General features: G+C 38.3%; 15 protein-coding genes. 11 read left to right on the top strand and 4 right to left on the bottom strand.

Annotated features, from left to right (window positions below):
• Positions 1-139: 139 nt before the first annotated feature.
• The gene (locus tag ACSAJE_RS08470; RefSeq protein ID WP_147352635.1) at positions 140-346 is read right to left on the bottom strand and encodes a hypothetical protein; all 207 of its coding nucleotides are present in this window, start codon (positions 344-346) and stop codon (positions 140-142) included.
• Between the two features lie 232 nt (positions 347-578).
• On the opposite strand from ACSAJE_RS08470, the gene ACSAJE_RS08465 reads away from it, so the two are divergent.
• Positions 579-1,742, top strand: coding sequence for an FprA family A-type flavoprotein (locus tag ACSAJE_RS08465; RefSeq protein ID WP_458008821.1), 1,164 nt, complete (start codon positions 579-581; stop codon positions 1,740-1,742).
• Positions 1,743-1,869: 127 nt separating this feature from the next.
• On the opposite strand, the gene ACSAJE_RS08460 is transcribed toward ACSAJE_RS08465, so the two are convergent.
• Both ACSAJE_RS08460 and trkA read right to left on the bottom strand, forming a co-directional pair.
• A complete protein-coding gene (locus ACSAJE_RS08460; protein ID WP_118507616.1) occupies positions 1,870-3,390 on the bottom strand; it encodes a TrkH family potassium uptake protein in 1,521 nt (506 codons plus the stop codon).
• 81 nt (positions 3,391-3,471) lie between these two features.
• A complete protein-coding gene (gene trkA, locus ACSAJE_RS08455) occupies positions 3,472-4,860 on the bottom strand; it encodes a Trk system potassium transporter TrkA (protein ID WP_458008820.1) in 1,389 nt (462 codons plus the stop codon).
• Positions 4,861-5,074: 214 nt separating this feature from the next.
• Between trkA and ACSAJE_RS08450 the strand changes: the two genes are divergently transcribed.
• Complete coding sequence (locus tag ACSAJE_RS08450; protein ID WP_458008819.1) at positions 5,075-6,016, top strand: AEC family transporter; 942 nt, start codon at positions 5,075-5,077, stop codon at positions 6,014-6,016.
• Here ACSAJE_RS08450 and ACSAJE_RS08445 read toward each other — a convergent pair.
• Complete coding sequence (locus ACSAJE_RS08445; RefSeq protein ID WP_458008818.1) at positions 5,990-6,433, bottom strand: hypothetical protein; 444 nt, start codon at positions 6,431-6,433, stop codon at positions 5,990-5,992. The two genes, ACSAJE_RS08450 and ACSAJE_RS08445, sit on opposite strands and share 27 nt — an antisense overlap.
• Positions 6,434-6,861: 428 nt before the next feature.
• Here ACSAJE_RS08445 and ACSAJE_RS08440 point away from each other — a divergent pair, with 428 nt between their 5' ends.
• The 9 genes from ACSAJE_RS08440 to ACSAJE_RS08400 all read left to right on the top strand — a co-directional run bounded on the left by ACSAJE_RS08440 (position 6,862) and on the right by ACSAJE_RS08400 (position 18,747).
• Positions 6,862-8,676, top strand: a complete 1,815-nt coding sequence (locus tag ACSAJE_RS08440) for a leucine-rich repeat domain-containing protein (protein ID WP_118690696.1) — start codon at positions 6,862-6,864, stop codon at positions 8,674-8,676.
• Positions 8,677-8,707: 31 nt separating this feature from the next.
• A complete protein-coding gene (locus ACSAJE_RS08435; protein ID WP_182448273.1) occupies positions 8,708-9,901 on the top strand; it encodes a leucine-rich repeat domain-containing protein in 1,194 nt (397 codons plus the stop codon).
• A gap of 83 nt (positions 9,902-9,984) precedes the next feature.
• Positions 9,985-11,046, top strand: a complete 1,062-nt coding sequence (locus ACSAJE_RS08430; RefSeq protein ID WP_458008817.1) for a leucine-rich repeat protein — start codon at positions 9,985-9,987, stop codon at positions 11,044-11,046.
• A 234-nt stretch (positions 11,047-11,280) separates the two neighbouring features.
• Positions 11,281-12,336: a leucine-rich repeat domain-containing protein gene (locus ACSAJE_RS08425; RefSeq protein WP_118697941.1), complete on the top strand. Its 1,056-nt coding sequence runs from the start codon at positions 11,281-11,283 to the stop codon at positions 12,334-12,336.
• A gap of 22 nt (positions 12,337-12,358) precedes the next feature.
• On the top strand, positions 12,359-12,769 hold the full coding sequence (locus ACSAJE_RS08420; protein ID WP_458010061.1) for an accessory gene regulator B family protein: 411 nt from the start codon (positions 12,359-12,361) through the stop codon (positions 12,767-12,769).
• 367 nt (positions 12,770-13,136) lie between these two features.
• Positions 13,137-14,684 (top strand): hypothetical protein, encoded by a 1,548-nt coding sequence (locus ACSAJE_RS08415; protein ID WP_458008816.1) that lies wholly within the window; start codon positions 13,137-13,139, stop codon positions 14,682-14,684.
• Between the two features lie 221 nt (positions 14,685-14,905).
• Positions 14,906-15,775 carry a hypothetical protein gene (locus ACSAJE_RS08410; protein ID WP_118691389.1) on the top strand — a complete coding sequence of 290 codons (870 nt, stop codon included), beginning with the start codon at positions 14,906-14,908 and terminating at the stop codon, positions 15,773-15,775.
• Between the two features lie 17 nt (positions 15,776-15,792).
• Positions 15,793-17,331, top strand: a complete 1,539-nt coding sequence (locus ACSAJE_RS08405; RefSeq protein ID WP_458008815.1) for a hypothetical protein — start codon at positions 15,793-15,795, stop codon at positions 17,329-17,331.
• A gap of 93 nt (positions 17,332-17,424) precedes the next feature.
• Positions 17,425-18,747 (top strand): leucine-rich repeat domain-containing protein, encoded by a 1,323-nt coding sequence (locus ACSAJE_RS08400; RefSeq protein ID WP_458008814.1) that lies wholly within the window; start codon positions 17,425-17,427, stop codon positions 18,745-18,747.
• The last annotated feature ends 157 nt before the right edge of the window (positions 18,748-18,904 follow it).

The raw sequence follows: 18,904 nt of genomic DNA, 5'->3' as shown, positions 1-18,904 counted from the left end.
CAGATAGGCTTCATGTTGTTTGCATGAAACCTGACTGCTGCTTTTCGTTATAGAAAACTTCTCGCTTCCTATAATGAAAACATGATCTGCGAGAATGCGATCACTGCACAATTGATGTTGTGTAGAACAGATCCCCACTCTAGTACATACAATCGTTTGACGTATTAGAAGAACGATCGGAAGCCTTGTTGGAAGATTTGTTGGAAGAGCTGTTAGAAGATTTGTTAGAGCTCTTGTTGCTTGACTTTGCAGAAGATTTGTTAGAGGAATTGTTGCTTCCGCAATTCTGTGTGCTGTCAGAGCAGTTCTCATAATTTGGTGACTGATTTGTTTGTTTTTTTGACATAATAATCTCCATTTCTGTAAGGTGTTTATGGGCACCGCAAAACGTTTCAGAGTAACCCATAATGATCAACCGGTTACATTTATAGTGTGCCACCGGTTAGCAAATTTATGACGATGTCAAATGGAAATACATGGTAATTCCATATTATTTTTTAGTAGCATTTTACACATAGGATGTGTATAATAGAGGCAGAAAAAATATAAGCCCGTTGTGGCAAGAATGGAGGATACATATGAGTGTTAAGTTTTCAGATTCTGTAAAATACATTGGAGTGGACGATACAACGATCGATCTATTCGAGAGTCAGTATGTAGTACCGGAAGGAGTTTCTTATAATTCCTATGTCATTTTGGATGACAAGGTTGCATTGATGGATACAGTGGACAAGCGAGGCATGGAGCAGTGGGAGAAGAACTTGACTGCAGCGTTAGACGGTCGTGCCGTAGACTATTTGATCATACAGCATTTGGAGCCGGATCATGCCGGAAGCATTGCGCGTTTGGTAGAATTATACCCGGAGGTAACTTTAGTTGGAAATGCGAAAACGTTCCAGATGCTTCCACAGTTTTTTGACCTGCCGTTAGAGGGACATACTTTGACAGTTAAAGAAGGTGATACACTTTCTTTGGGATCACATACATTGACATTTGTAATGGCACCGATGGTACACTGGCCGGAAGTTATGATTACTTATGAGAGCAGCGAAAAAATTCTGTTCTCCGCAGATGGTTTTGGTAAATTTGGTGCACTGTCTCTTACTGAAAATGAGGACTGGGCGTGTGAGGCACGCAGATATTACTTTAATATTGTTGGTAAATATGGAATACCGGTGCAGACTTTGTTAAAGAAAGCGGCCGGACTTGATATTGCAACAATCTGCCCGCTACATGGACCGATCTTGACAGAAAATCTCGGATATTATTTGGATCTTTACAATACTTGGAGCAGTTATGAGCCGGAAAGCAAAGGTATCCTGATCGCATATGCGTCTATTCATGGCAATACCGGTAAAGCAGCAGAGAAACTTGCAGAAATCCTCCGCAGCAAGGGTGCAGAAAAAGTCGTTGTCAGTGATCTTGCGCGAGAAGATATGGCAGAAGTAATAGAGGACGCATTCCGTTATGACAGAATGATCGTGGCAGCAGCAAGTTACGATGGCGGCGTATTTCCTTGCATGCAGGACTTCCTGCATCATTTGCAGAGCAAGGCATATCAGAATCGCAAAGTTGGAATCGTAGAGAATGGTTCTTGGGGACCAACTGCGGCACGCACGATGAAAGCAATTTTAGAGCCGATGAAGAATATTACGATCGTAGATCCGGTCGTTACGATCAAGTCAACACTGAAAGAGAGTGATATTCCGAATTTGGAAGCATTGGCAGATGCAATGCTGTAGATATAGGTTATGTTATGACAGCAGAAGTGGACTGTAATGACAATGGGAATCCTATTAGATAACGATGTCAGTAAAAAGGCTTGCACCGCAACGGTGCAAGCCGGTTTTGCTTTTGTATGCCATTCGCTTATTTATTTGCTTTTTTCTTAGCCGCCTTAGCGGGAGCGGTTACCCGTCGGCTGGATTTTTTGTCTTTGGAACGATGAAATAGAGTATCTTTCCACAACGCAGGATGAAATAGGATCAACAGTGGGAATAGCTCCAGTCTGCCTGCGATCATATCAAACATAAAGACACATTTGCTGAAAGGAGTAAATGCTCCAAAATTTTCTATCGGGCCGACTTTTTCCAATCCGGGGCCAACATTGTTGAGTGTTGTTGCAACAGAAGTAAATGTTGTCACCAAGTCCTTTTCCTCAAAGGAGATCAGGAAGGTTGAAACGGCAAATACGATTATATATGTGATAAAATATACATTCGTTGCACGCAGCACTTCGTGTTCCACCGGTTTCTTTTCAAATTTAACCTTCTGAATACTTTTTGGATGGATATAGGAGTGCAATTCCTTACCAACTGTCTTAAATAAGATCACGATACGCGATACTTTCATACCGCCGCCGGTACTTCCTGCACATGCACCGATAAACATCAAAAGCACCATGATCGTGCGTGAAGATTGCGGCCATAAGTTAAAGTCAACGGTGGAATAGCCGGTTGTTGTAATAATGGAAGCGACCTGGAAAGAAGCCTGGCGCAATGCATCTGCTGCATTTCCAACCATCTGTAAAATATTGCAAAAGATAATACCGATCGCTACTGCAATGATCAGAAAATAATAACGAACTTCCTCCATTTTCAGAGCATTTTTCCATTTGCGAAGCAGTAACAGATAATAGGCATTAAAATTCACACCAAATAGCAGCATAAATATTGTGATCACCCATTGCAGATATGGAGAATAACTTGCAATGCTATCATTTTTAATACCAAATCCACCAGTACCGGCAACGCTAAATGAGGTCGTGATCGCTTCAAATAAAGACATGCCGCCGAGCAACAGCAGGATTACCTGAACGACAGTCATGCCAAAATAGATCACATACAAAATTTGTGCCGTGGATTTAAGATGCGGCACCAGCTTGCCAACGGAAGGCCCCGGGCTCTCCGCACGCATCAGATTCATATTGGAGCCGCCACTCATAGGAATGATCATCAGCAAAAAGACGAGTACACCCATACCACCGATCCAATGTGTAAATGCGCGCCAAAAAAGTGTTGCATGGCACAGACATTCCACATCACTCAACACCGTCGCTCCTGTGGTCGTAAAACCGGACACGATTTCGAACAGTGCATCCACGTAACTTGGATATTCACCAGTCAATATTAATGGGAGAGAACCGAAAATACTGAGTGTGATCCAACTGGCGGCTGTTGCCAGACAGCCTTCCTTAAAATAAAACATCGCATTTTTGGGTTTATGACGTGTTCCCAACACACCCAGAACAATGCAGATAACTGCGACCAGCAGATACCATACACTTTTCTGTTCCATATATAGGACACCAACAATAAATGGAAAAAGGAGCAATGCACCTTCAATCATCAATACATACGATAAAATATATTTTACAGCCGAATAATTCATATCAAATCTACATTCCTTTCTATGCCAGCCAGCCTTTCTGGGGCTTCAGCACATTGCCGCAGGCACAGTATATCTTGCCGTTTATGCCAGAATATCCTGCAGATCGCCCAGTCCGGTGTGTGTAGTTACGATCAATACGGCATCGCCGACCATAATGCAGTCATTACCGGATGGCATGATGATTTCGCCATTGCGGAAAATACACGAAACCAAAAGATCCTTCTTGAGTTTCAGTTCCATTAAAGGTTTGCCGGTTACTTCACATTCTTCTTTCACCAAAAATTCCACTGCTTCCGCACGAGAATCAAACAAATTGTATACAGTTTCTACGTTGCTGTTCAGCGAAGCACGTTTTGCGCGCACGTAGGCAATGATCGTTTCAGAAGTAATATGTCTTGGATACACAACACTTCCCAGATCCAGTTCATTGATCACGGTTTTGAAGTTGGAGCGGTTAATCTTCGTAACTACTTTGGCATCCGATACGTTTCTGGCATGAAGCGTCAGAAGCACATTTTCTTCATCAATTCCAGTCAGAGAGACAAAGGATTCTACATGCTCAATGCCTTCTTCCTTGAGAAGTTCGGTATCTGTGCCATCGCCATTAATAATGATCGCATCCGGAAGCATCACAGCCAACTCTTCACAGCGGACGCGGTTTTGCTCGATCATTTTGACTTCGATACCGACATCCAGTAAGCATTTTGCCAGATAATAAGCAGCTTTGCCACCGCCGACGATCATTGTGTCACGCACCTGATTGGTAGGAAGTCCAATGCGTCGCATAAAATTCTTCGCGTCATGTTGAGCGGCAACGAAAGAAACCATATCTCCCTCTTCAAAGATAAAATCTCCGGCTGGGATCGTCATTTCGCCATCGCGTTCTACGCCGCAAATGACGATACGGTCGAGAAGTCCGGTACGACCCAAGTCTGCAATCGATTTCTGATTCATTGTATTATTTTCAGCAAGCTTAAACTTTACGATCTCGGCCTGACCATGAGCAAAAGAGTGAACTTCCAAGGCAGTAGGCAGGTAGAGTAATCGCGCTGCCTCATTTGCAGCTGCCTGCTCCGGGTTAATGATCAGCGCAAGTCCTAGTTTCTCACGTAAATAAGGGATTTCTTCACTGTATTCCGGATTTCTTACACGGGCAATTGCAGAGCAATCGCCGACGCGTTTTGCAACAGTACAGCACAGCAGATTGAGCTCGTCAGATTCGGTGACAGCGATCAACAGGTCTGCGCTCTCAATGCCTGCCTCCATCTGTACACTGTAACTTGCACCTGTTCCAACAATGCCCATTACATCATACATGTTTGTCAGGTCATGGACTTTAGTGGGATCTTTGTCAATCAAAGTGACTTCATGCCCTTCTCTGGTTAGCTGGTCGGTGAGCGTTTCGCCGACTTTACCACAGCCAACAACAATAATTTTTAACCCTCTGCGGGTTAAACTTTTCTTTGCCATCTCTATTCTCCATTCTTTCATTTAATTCCTGCGAGAAAACGACATTGTCCCTTGCGTAAATTATAGTATAGCACAATTCTCTATTTTTGACACTATAAAGTATTATGTGGTACAGTTATTGGTGCAGCAAATAAAAATAGGTGAATACGATTTATAGAAATTATCTATGGAAATAGATTTGCTATATTAGAAAAAGAACAGAGGAGACAATACGATGAGTAGTTTTATATTTAGCTTAAATGCGACAGTTCCGGTATTTGCAGTGATCGTGATCGGTAATCTTTTATGCAAGATTGGCTTGATCGATGAGCACTTTGCAAGCATATCCAATAAATTCGTGTTCAGAGCCTGTCTGCCTTGTATGATCTTTTTGGATCTGGCTGATACTAACATCCGACGGAATTTTGATGCACCGTACATAGGGTTTTGTTTTATTATAACGCTGATTTCCATCGTTGTGATCTGGTTTTTGGCGGCAAAGCTAATGCCGGACAAATCAATGGTCGGTGCTTTTGTGCAGGGATCATATCGCAGCAGTGCGGCGATCTTAGGTGTTGCCTTTATTCAAAACATATATGGGACTTCCGGCATGGCACCATTGATGATCATTGGATCTGTCCCTCTTTACAATATCTTTGCGGTCATCATTTTGACCTTTACGAGCAGTGACGCAGACAAAAAGGGCATCCGCAAAGCGTGTATTGGCGTGTTGACAAATCCGATCATCATTGGAATTGTGCTTGGGATGATCGCATCATTTTTTAATATTAAATTTCCGGGGATGGTTAAAAAGACAATATCGAATATGGGAGTTATGACCTCGCCGTTAGCACTTATTTCGATCGGTGCAACATTTCGTGGCAGAGAGGCACTTGCAAAGATTAAGCCGACCTTGGGTGCATCCTTTATTAAGTTGATCGGTCTGGCTGCTGTATTTATGCCACTTGCCATATATATGGGATTTCGCGATCAAAAGTTGATCGCACTTCTTATCATGCTGGCATCGCCCTGCACACCGGCGTCTTATATCATGGCAAAAAACATGGATGGCGATGCAGAGCTTGCCTCTAGTATTGTGGTCGCAACCACAGTTTTGTCAGCGGTAACATTGACCGTTTGGATCTTTGTATTAAGAAGTTTTGGTTTCGTCCAATAATTGATCCAGCTTATCATGGATCTCTTCTGTTGATTTTTTATTATATTTCACAATAAGTTTGGCGGCCTGCAACGTAGTTTTGTTGATGGATTCTTTGTACTGTTCGAAAGAAGCATCGTCGATAGTGGCAGGTTCGCCTTTTTTGTCATTCAGACGTTCCATCTCCTGACTCATTAATTCTAATAATTTATCTTGATAAGCTCGCTGCAGTAAATCCTGCTGTTCTTCGCTCTGTTGTTTCAGCATGAGCATACCGTCCACCATAAAATAGGTAGCAGCCAGTGTGACGATCACCATCAGTATACCTAAAACTGCGCCCAACAGGGATCTGGCAAAGACATCTTGAAAAAGAATGATTCCAAGCAAGCCTGCCATCCAAACTAAAGCAGCCGCAATAATTGTTTTTCTCGTTTGCATAATAATCTATCAATCCTTTCTTAAATCGTAAATGTTGCTTTATCAGCACAAAAATAGAATACCACGAACAAGGATATGCTGTCAAAGAACATACAATACAAAATAAAACATATGCAACAAATAAAATGTATAATTGACCGTTCACCGGCAAAAAACGACCGTTCAAAAGTTTTTTGGTCGCAATTATAAAAAGTGTGCTAGGATATCGGCAACAAAAAAAGGAGGAAATACAAATGGGAGAGATTATCGCATTGGTAGAAAATGTTTTAATTCTTAAGAATTCTTAAGATTGCGTTCAAACTATTGATTTTGTTATTAATATTTGATGTACTAAATGTATCAAAGACAAAAAGCAATATCCCTTATGCTGCTATGTTGCGGTATAAGGAAAACAAAAAATTTCATAATAGCAGGAAGGAGTGATCATTATGATCCAATGGAAAAAATTAATCTTAAGTACAATAGCAGCGATAGGAATCGCCTGCTTTGCAGGAGGAACAGCAGATGCGGCATCGGTTAAAATTGATGAGAAGACATTTCCGGATGTTTGTGTACGTACAGCAGTAGCACAGTATGACAAAAATAAAGATGGAATTTTGTCCGATCAGGAAAGAGACAAGGTGACAGGGATCGACTTTGATTCGGCGCTTGCGCAGCACTATACAGAAGGTCATTGTGTTGACTTTGAGGGCATGCAAAATTTCACAGACATCAATTCGATCTATTTGGATTTGCGATATAAGGCAAAGAATAACTCGTACAAATACTGGAATTATCGCGCTGACAATTTGACGCAGTGTTTTCCAAATGCACAGAGAATTTCAATTTATTGGTATGGTAATCAGACAATATCGTTAAAAGGAACCGCTGTAAATGCAAGGAAAATTTCCCTTTATGCTTTGCAAAATGGAAAACTGGATTACTCTTTGTATGCACCGAATGCGCAAAATGTGGAAATATGTGGGAAATTTACGGATACTAAGAAATCCTATGGTCAATATTTCCCGGATGCATCAGAAGTGATATTAGAAGAGACTAATATTGGAGGCAACAATACGTTAGCTGGGTTCAAAGGTTTGCAAACATTGTACTTGTCAGGAAAAGCGATTACGTCTTTGAACTTTTCACCGTTAAAGAATAACCCGATTTATAGTTTGAGCGTTGAACGAGCTGCTTGCAGATCAATGGATCTTTCGCCACTCAAAACGTGTAAGTTGAAGGTACTTAGTTTAAAAGATTGTGGAGTGAATTCTTTGAACTTTCAACCATTGGCGACATCACCATTGCACAAATTATATGTGATCAATTGTCCGCTGAAAAAGATTGATGTGAGCCCGTTGAAAAACACGTTGACAGAATTATGGCTGGGAACATTGCAAAATACTTATTTTTGGGAAGAAATAAATCATAAGCAGACCAAGCCAAAATATCAATTGTTAGATCTGTCCAAGATGAAAAAGCTCAAACGTGTTTATGCCTGTGGCGTGGCTTCGTTGAAGACTGTGAAATTAAAAGATACCAAAACGAAACAGGGTATTCGCTCTTTGTTGGAGCTGCATTTATACGGCACCGGAATAAGAACATTGGATGCCACGGCAGCCAAAAATCTGAAGCGTTTGTTTGTAGGTGACCGGATCAGAAAATTGACTGTTGATAAATGCAAAAAACTGAAAGAAATTGGAGTAATTAATCTCGGCTCGAAACAGGCAGCTACAATTAAGAGCAGCTCAGTGCAGCATATACAGTATCAGGGAAAAACATTAAAGAAATTAAGTTTTTCAAAATGTCCTAAATTATACACATTATCAATCAAATGCACTAAGGTTGGAACCGTAAATCTGAGGTCAAATAAAAGACTGCATTATATGACCTTGAACAGTAAAAAGACGGGAAAGGTTGTGTATCCAAAGGTTTCCACAAAGGGATGGCATGATTGCTGCGATCTGGTGGAAACGAATTATTATAAAAATCTGGATGAGTATAAAAATGATCCGGATGCAAAAGGAGTATATAAGGAGTATGTTGGATATACTTTGGAATATCCAACCAAGATATTAGATATATCTGCATGGACATCGCTCAACAAAACGGTGAAGAGATGTATGTTTGGGTATGGTGATTTTGATCATGAAAAGTGTGCGACAAAGAAGATCATCATCAACAAAAAGCTTCGAAAAGCAGACAAAAAATGGATCAAGAAGTTTGCTAAGAAATGGCACGTAAAAGTAGTTGAGAAATTATAAAAGGGATTTTTAGAAAGGAATGGTGGTAAAAATGAAAAGAAAATGTTTTGGTATCATGGCATTGAGTTTAGCGCTAATCTGTAGCAGTGTTACGGCGACAGTCACTTCAGCATATGAACCAGACCGTGCAAAGGCATCTTATGCTACGCCGGCAAAAGCAAATGTAGATGAGAAAAATATGTCTCATATCGGTAATTATTCGTATTGCTTAATCCGTAATAAAACAGCAGCGAAGATTTATGTAAACAGCGGCACGGAGAAAACAGGCGTTATCCCAACAAAAATCAATGGTATTCCCGTAAAAGAAATTGGTTGTGTGGACAGTGATGTAAAATGGGAAAAGTTGATTGTTTCAGATGGTATCGAGGTGATTGATGCCAAGGCATTTATGGGATTATCACATTTAAAAGAGATATGCATCGGCAAGGACGTGGAATATATCGGTGAATATGCTTTTCCGCGTGGCAGAAAACTAACTAAGATCACTGGTGGACAAAACATTAAATTTCTGGGAAGAGGTGCTTTTGCTGAATGTTATGGAATAACAAAACTTCCAGCATTTGTAAAAACGAACAAAAACTGTGTATATGGTCAGGCTATATTTATGAAAGCAAAAGGTTTGCGAAATGTTGTTGTTCCACAAACTATGAAATATACTGTTGCAACATTTAAAAATTGTGACCAGCTTAAGACAGCACGTGTGGAAGGTGTTGGATATAAGCCGAATAAGCAAAAGTGGAAAACCATGACGAACACAGCAGTGAATCGTGCAATGTTTAAGAATTGCCGTAAACTGCAGAAGGTGACATTGACTAACAATATTACACATTTAAATGAACAAATATTTGCTAATTGTATTCGTTTGAAGAAGGTGAATATACCAACACAATGCAGATACATTGGAGAGGGCGCATTCTTAAATTGTAAGAGTCTTCAAAAGGTGACCGTTTCAAAGAAGTGTAAAGTAATTGGCAAATCAGCATTTTTGCGCTGCAGTAATCTTAAAAAGGTCAATATACCAAAAGGATGTCGTACGATTGGACCGCTGGCTTTTGGTAAATGCAAGAATCTTCGTAGTCTGTATGTGCCAAAAACCGTTAAAAACATTGATCAATGGGCTTTTTATGGTAGCAAAAATCTTACATTGACCGTAGATAAAGGAAGTGCTGCAGAGAAGTTTGCGAAAAAGTACGGAATGAAATACCGTTATAAATCATGTCGATAAGGCGAGAATGTTGCGACAAAAGTGAACAGTCAAAAGGCTTGGTATAGTAAGATAAAAAAATAATGTAAAAGGAGGAAGGGAATATGAGGTTAAAAAAAGGTATCATAAGTATTGTTCTGATATTAGCTGTTATTGCAGGGGGCTTAAGTGTGAATCAGGAAAAGGTGCAGGCAAGTGATGCAGATCTTGGATTTGAACCATATGTGACAGACTATGCAACACCTGCAAAGCAGGAAACAGAGTGGAAGACAGATGGAATTTATGAATATGCGTTAATTCGTAACAAAACAGCGATAAAATTGATGATAGTGAAACCGCAACATACCAAAAAGATCATTGTGCCGTCGCAGTTTCATGGACTTCCGGTTAAAGAATTAGCATTTGTAGATGCAGGAAAAGCAGAAACACTGGTAATTTCTGATGGAATTGAGGTCATTGATCATCAAGCAGCAAAAGCAAATCCATACTTAAAAAAAATACACTTAGGGAAGGATGTTCAATACATTGGTTCATGGGCATTTGCATATAATAAGCGTTTACAGAAAGTGACTGGCGGAGAAGACGTGCGATTTGTTGGCAGATGCGCCTTTGATGGTCTGGTTAAAATGAAGAATTTGCCGGAGTTCGTTTATAATGGAAAAAACTGTAAATATTATCGAGCTATTTTTCGTAACATGAAGTCCTTAAAAAAGGTGGTATTGCCAAAAGATGCAGATTATACATTAACAATGTTTAAAAAATGTACTGATTTAAAATATGCGGAAGTAAAAGGTGCTGGTTTCCGTATCAATAAGAAGATATGGCATGCAATGTTACCGGAATATATCAACAATGAGATGTTTTCGGATTGCCGCTCTTTGAAAACTGTGAAGCTATATAATGGTATAACAAAATTAAACTATGGAATGTTTAGCGGATGTGTAAAATTGCGGAAAGTAAATATACCTAAGAAATGTACCTATATAGGAATAAATACGTTTCGTAACTGCAAAAGCCTTCGTAAACTAACAATTCCTAAATCTGTTAAAAAGATAGACAAAACAGCTTTTCGTGGATGCAAAAAACTTACTTTATATGTGAAGAAGGGAAGTTATGCGCACAAATATGCCAAGAAATATCATATTAAATATAAGTTAGTGAAATAAAGTCATTATATGAGGAGGAATACCAATACGGCATAATATAGTTTTATTAATTATGCTACAGTATTGATGCCGCATGGGGAAAATCGTCACATTGGCAGGATATGGTTTAATTCTTAAGAATTATTAAGATTACGCGGAATGCATTGACGATGGAAATTAGATTTGCTGTAATAATAAGTGAACAGTCAAAGGAATTCTAGCTAGTAATCTTTGGTTAAGATGGGAGGATAAGTTATGAATTTAAGTTTTAAAAAGTGTATATTATTCGCAATAAGTTTGCTGATGGGAATTGGCTGTATGGGACAGAAGGCAGGGGCAAGAGATGACGTAGGAAGATATGAACCTAGTATTGTGGATTATGCAGTGCCATCCAGTAATGAATCCGAATGGATTAAGGATGGAATTTATGAATATTCATTAATACGTAACAAGACAGCAGTTAGACTAATGGTGTTGGATACATCTTCTGCCAAAGAGTTCATTGTTCCCAAAGTATTTCATAATTTGCCAGTGAAGGAATTGTTTTATGTTAGAGGGAAGAAGTGGGAACAGTTGATAGTACCCAACGGAATCGAGATTATTGATGATTCTGCATTATCCGGAATGTCTCATTTGCGTAAAGTTGACTTAGGAAAAGATGTTCAGTATATCGGACGACAGGCATTTTGGGGAAATCCCAATTTAACAGAAGTGACCGGTGGACAAAATGTACGATTTGTGGGTCGACAGGCATTTTATCTATGCAAGAGAATGAAAAATTTGCCGGATTTTGTGAAGAATCATAGAAAGTGTATATATTCACAGGCTGCATTTAAAAATGCACGAGCTCTCACGAATATAAAGCTGTCTCCAAATGTGCAGTATACAAATGCATTATTTAAGGGATGTACCAGTCTGAAATCTGCATATATTCAAGGTAAAGGATTTTTGCCGAATGCAAAAACGTGGAAATATATGAATAAAAACAAAATAAATGAGGAAATGTTCAGTGGTTGTCGTTCTTTGAAAACTGCGAAGTTGTATAATGGTATAACAAGATTAAACGCTCGAATGTTTGCAGACTGTGTAAAATTGCGGAAAGTAAATATACCTAAGAAATGTACCTATATAGGAATAAATACGTTTCGTAACTGCAAAAGCCTTCGCAAACTAACAATTCCTAAATCCGTTAAAAAGATAGATAAAACAGCTTTTCGTGGATGCAAAAAACTTACTTTATATGTGAAGAAGGGAAGTTATGCGTACAAATATGCCAAGAAATATCATATTAAATATAAGTTAGTGAAATGAAGTCATTATATAAGATAGAGTAATTATAGGAATAGTAATTCCGATGCGCAGTCATGGTGGTGGTTGGCATGCCAACACTGCCAAAGTGTGTTTTGGATTATCTATAATATACTATTTGACTGTAGTATTTGTCTCAGAGAGACTTCCTGATACCTTTGATAATCTGCGGTTCATGGCACTGATATCTGCAATTATTATTCTGTTATCTCCGGTTGATAGTATAAATAAACCATTAGATAGTGAGCAAAGAAAGATCGAAAAGAAAAAGACTTGCAGATATATAGTTGCAATTTACAGCATCTCACTAATCTTAAAGTGGAATTCTTTGACATGTTATGTGAAAGAAATCAATTTTGCCTTGTTTATAGTACTTTGTTCCATGATTTTTGGAATAGTCAGTAATACAAAAAGCAATAGAAAACAAGACGTATGAAATGACAAAATTGTAAAATTGACCGTTCACCGGCAAAAAACGACCGTTCAAAAGTTTTTTGTTCGCAATCATAAAAAGTGTGCTAGGATATCTGCAACAAAAGAAAGGAGGAAATACCAATACGGCATAACATAGTTTTAGTGATTATGCTACAGTGTGATATTGATGCCGCATGGGAAAAATTATCACATTGGTAGGAGCTGTTTCAATTCTTAAGAATTCTTAAGATTGCGTTCAAACTATTGATTTTGTAATTAATATTTGGTGTACTAAATGTATCAAAGAAAAAAAGTAATATCCCTTATGCTGCTATGTTGCGGTATAAGGGAAACAAAAAAATTCATAATAACAGGAAGGAGTGGTCATTATGATCCAATGGAAAAAAATAATCTTAAGTACGATAGCAGCGTTAGGAATCGCCTGCTTTGCAGGAGGAACAGCAGATGCGGCATCAGTTAAAATTGATGAGAAGACATTTCCGAATGCATGTGTTCGTACTTTCGCAAACAAGCAGGACACAAATCGCGATGGAGAACTTTCTGATGCTGAAATTAAAGCAGTGACTAAGCTGGATTGGAATGGACAAAATCTGTATACATATGGAGTTACTTCCGGAATGGAAATAGATTTTACCGGAATGGAGATTTTTACAAATCTTAAACAGGTTACAATTGAACAGCTTTTTCAAGGGGGAAAGTATAACTGCAAATATTGGAATTGTAAAAATACGGATATATTCTCTGTGTTTCCGTATGTTGAAAAATTGAATCTATTTGCCACAGGACAGGTAACGCTTTCCACAGCAAACAGAAATCTAAAGCATTTGGAAATTGCTGCATCTAATGTTTCTGTTAATGCACCAATAACGTCAGTAGAACAATTGACAGTGTGTTCGACGTTAAATGGGCATACTAAGCTTTGCGGTTACAGTCAGGATTGGGGAAAATGTTTTCCGAATGCGAGAGTTGTGCAGATGAATTATGTAAAGGATTTAGAGAAAGAGATTTATGGATTTAAGAGAGTGGAACAGATATCAATTGCGTATTATGGTGGCAATAAAATATTTGATCTTTCGATTTACAAAGACACATTAAAACGCTTAGATGTAGCTAATAGTTGGCAAGATTTGCAACAGAATAGCAATCCGTTGGAAGAAATGACAACACTAAAAACAATAGATATTTCTCATATGAGAAAGCTTGAAACATTGGAAGTATGTAATGCCGGCAGCTTAGAACGCCTTGTTGTCAAGGATTCCAAGGGGAAATGTGAACTAAATAAATTAAAAACGATTCATCTTGTGAATAACAAGATAAAATCATTAAATTTATCTGTGGTACCTAATTTAGAGGAAGTATATGTAGGCGGTAAACTTACGAATTTGAATATCAATCAGTGCAAGCGGTTAAAGAAGCTGCTCATTGACAGTAATTCTTTGAAGAAGCTTATTATTAAAAACAGAAGCTTAAAATATTTGGATGTAAGCAGTAAGGTTATACAAAAAATTAACGTTACCGGATGTCCAAATCTTATCGGGCTGACAATTGATCGGAAATCAAAGGCATCGATGGGAAATTTGGATCTAAGCAAAAATAAAAAATTGGTGTACTTTCATGCTAATAGAAAGGCAAGATTTAAGAAGATTATATTACCTAAATTGAGCAATTCGAAACAGCTTAATACATCCTATAAACAGTATGATCGTGCTGAAAAATGCCGATATACCGGGTATGGTATTACAGTAGATGTTAGTAAATATCGTAAGATGCCTGTAAAAGTAAAAAAATATCAGGTTAAAACATTATGCAACTCAACAACAAAGAAACTCGTTATCAACAAAAAGCTTCGCAAAGCAGACAAGAAATGGATCAAAAAGTTTGCTAAGAAGTGGCATGTAAAAGTAGTTGAGAAATAGTGCAGTCCAGTATATGGGTTTAAGAAATTGTATTGAAATAATCAAGAAACGGATGCCGTGCAATGGTATCCGTTTCTGTGATATTGAGGTTAATTCTTAAGAATTCTTAAGATTACGCGGAATGTATTGACGGTGGAAATTAGATTTGCTGTAATAATAAGTGAACAGTCAAAGGAATTCTAGCTAGTAATTGTTGATTAATATCAAAGGAGGGGTTTTATATGATCCAATGGAAAAAAATAATCTTAAGTACGATAGCAGCGTTAGGAATCGCCTGCTTTGCAGGAGGAACAGCAGATGCGGCAAATATCAACTTGAATGAGAAGACATTTCCTGATCCGTATGTTTACCATTACGTGCAGGAAATGTGCGAGTATGACACGGCACATTCAACATATTATTTGCCAGAGGCAGAAAAAGCAGGTGTTACGTATTTTGTTGTTACGGGAAAGACATTCTTTCGTTACGGCTTAGATGGAGGGCAGGCGGTTGATTTTAGCGGTATGCAGAACTTTTCGAATATCACATCAGTAACGCTGGATCTCAGGTACAATATCGGAGGAAGAGTGCAGGGAGATTGGAATTTTAGAGCGGATAATTTCTTTCAATGTTTTCCAAAGGTAAAGGAATTAGTGATACGTTCGTATGGTGGACAGAAAGTGAAGTTGACCGGCACATCTAAAACGCTGGAAAGTGTAGATGTCTTATTGGATGATGAAGATGGCAGTCTGGAATGTACCGTCAGTGCGCCAAAGGTCAAACGTGTTTGCATTAATGGTAAATTTGCGGCTAAGAGCAAGCCGCTTGGAAAATGTTTTCCGAACGCAAAGCGTTTGGACATTACAACAGCTAACATCCAAAAAGTAAATGTAACAGGCTGCAAAAAATTAAAGCAGCTGCAGCTTACCGATACGACACAAAAAGCAATCGGACAAATCAATCTGAGTAAAAATAAGAAGTTAAAGAGCGTAAAGATCACAGGAAAGCTTCGCAAGACAAAGATTGTTATCAGCAAAAAGATGAACAAAAAACTTGTTCAGAAACTGAAAAAAACAACTAAGAAAGCTGGAGCAAAGCTCATTAAGAGATGAAAGAGAGGGTGATATATATGAGAAACGTAAAATGGTTTTTGGCAAGCGCATTGTTGGCGGCAGGAATTTTGTTTGGTGCCGGTAACCATGTAGATGCAGCATCCGTAAAGATTGATGAGAAAACATTCCCAGATGCTTGTGTCCGGGCATCCGTCGATAAATATGACATAAATAAAGATGGGATACTCTCTGATGAAGAGAGGGCTAAAGTAACAACCTTTTCTTATACGGATCTGCGGATTTCACAGAATTATAAGGAAAGCAGCAAAATTGATTTTACGGGAATGCAGCTATTTGGAAATATCCATTCTTTGAAATTGGACCTGCACTATCAGGCTGCGGGCGGTATTGAGAAAGGATGGGACTACAGAGGGGATAATCTGTCGGCTTGTTTTCCTAAGTTAGAATCGCTGTATTTGCGTGGCAACAGCAAAACAAAACTTGATCTGACAGCACTTAAGAACAGTTCTTTGAAATATCTTGTTCTTGAAAATATGCCGGCACAGCAAATGGATCTTACGCCTTTGAGTACCACCAAGCTAGAAACGTTGAGCTTGGAAGATTGTAAGATTAGTGCATTAAATCTTAAACCACTGACAAAAATGAATCTTAAAAAACTTTATGTTATTAACTGCACTTTGAAGAGTATTGATGTCAGCCCATTGAAAAATACATTGCAGGAGTTGTGGTTAGGAGAGCCACAGCAAATGTACTTATCATTAGGAAAAGAATGTATGCAGACAAAGGCGAAATATAAAACGCTTGATCTGTCTCAAATGAAGCGATTAAAACGAGTATATGCGTGCGGTATACCGTCTTTGACAAAAGTGACATTGAAAAAGGGATCCCAGAGCGCATCTGCATTAAAGGAGCTGCATTTGTACGGTACAGCAATAAAGTCGATGAATGCTTCCGGTGCAATAAAATTACAACGTTTATTTATTGGAGATAAAACGAGCAAATTAAATATTAGCAAATGTACGCAGCTGACCGAACTTGGCATGATTAATAATGCCACGACCAATATTTCCATAAAAAGCAAATCACTGCAGCATATACAGTATTATGGAAAAAAAGTGAAGAAGTTAAGCTTTGTAAATTGTCCGAAATTGTTCAGTCTGAGAACAGCATGTTCTACAGTGAACACATTGGATCTAAGCCATAATAAAAATCTGCATTATTTGGATCTTTCCAACAAAAAAACAGGAAAAGTGATTTATCCGAAAGTTCAGACGAAAGGTTGGTCTGGCTATTATGAATTGGTTGATTCGTATTTTGCAAATCGATATACACGCGATATGGATATAGCAGATGGAGTTTATAACGTGTATACGGGATATTCTAGCCAAGGCGCTGTTGGAACGCTTGATGTGTCTGCGTGGAAGGTGATGAATAATTATGTACGCAAGAGACAGATCACAAATGAATATACTCTTCATAAAGGAAAAAATGGTGTACCAAAGAAACTCGTCATCAACAAAAAGCTTCGAAAGGCAGACAAAAAATGGATCAAGAAACTGGCGAAGAAATGGAAAATAAAAGTAGTTGAGAAATAGTGCAGTCCAGTATATGGGACAAAGGAATTTTAGCTAGTAATCTTTGGGAAAAGAAAGGGGAATAAATCATGAGAAAAGAAAGGGGAATAAATCATGAGAAAATTATTGAAATGTATGATGATTGGAGCGATGGCATTAGCAGTAATGTCGCAAACAGGTAATTATAGTGAGGCGGCCTCCAGCCGTCAAATCAGTATAACGCAAAAGAATTTTCCTAGTAAGGCTTTGCGAAAGGAACTGCGTAAAAGTTATGACAAGAATAAAGACGGAAAGTTAAGTAAAGCAGAGATAAAGGGCATAAAATACTTAAACGTAGATTCTAAGAAAAGTAAAAGTATTTCTTTGAAAGGAGTACAGTATTTTACAAATTTGCGTTCATTAGACTTGTATGCTGTTAATGTTAAGTCTATTGATCTTAGTAAGAATAAAAAATTAAGATCTCTTAATCTTGCAGCGACAACAGTAAGAAAAATAAAACTGTCTAAGAATTTACACGATGTTTATTTTGCAGTAGAAAAAATGCCATGTACACTTGATTTTCATGGCTTTAAGAAACTGGATCGAATTCATTTGGATCAAGGCCATTATAACAAACTTAATGTTTCTGATTCATCTGTACGACTTATTGCACAAGGCAATTATCCGGTTGCATTAAAAAACATATTGGCACAAAATTGCAAAAAATTACGTAGTGTGGATTTGGAGGTTAGTCAGTTAAAGAAAGTTAATTTGAACGGCACGAATGGATTACGTGTATTAAAGTTAAACTATAGCGGATCGATTAAGAAACTTAATGTCAGTAAAATGAAAAATTTACGAGAGCTTAGAGTGGGCGGTTCAAAAATAACAACGCTTTCAGTGAAGAAAAATAAAAAGTTGGAAGAGTTGGATATTAGTGACAGCAAAATATCTAAGATGGATCTTTCTGCTAATAAAAAATTAAAGGTTTTGAGATACCGGAATACGAAAGTTTCTAAGATGTTATCCGTTCCTAATCCAAGTGCTATAGAGGAACTTGATTGTAGTGAGACTAAGATATCCTCGCTGGATTTAAGAAAGTATACGGCATTGAAGCACCTAAATGCGTCACAGACCAAGATTACATCCTTAAACGTACAAAATTGCCGCGAATTAGTGACGGTATATGTACGAGGAACGACAAAGCTGTCGAAATTAGACTTGTCAAATCAGGCAAAGTTGAGGGATGTAATATTTGGAGACAGTGGAATAAAAGAATTGGATGTTCGCAATTCATTGTTGATCTGTGATCAGGATGACTTGGGATCCGGATTTGACTTTATGCCGGGATTTAAAATTTCATGTAAGATTATTGTCAATAAGAATTGGAAAGAATTAAATTACTATCAGAATCAGGCGAAAGAGTGTGGTTTTAACATTACATGGCAGATAGTATAAGCGTAGCAATAACAGAAACACCGAATTAGAATTGATGAGACGGGCGCTGATTGACAGCGTCCGTTTTTTGGAAATGTGATTATTGTGTGTTAGGGTTTAACATTGACCGTTCACCGGCAAAAAACGACCGTTCAAAAGTTTTTTGGTTATAGACAGC

The organism is Jutongia sp. SJQ-6 (genome assembly GCF_054161275.1).
The sequence above is the reverse complement of the archived record's forward strand: the minus strand, read 5'-3'. Positions and strand labels throughout refer to the sequence as shown.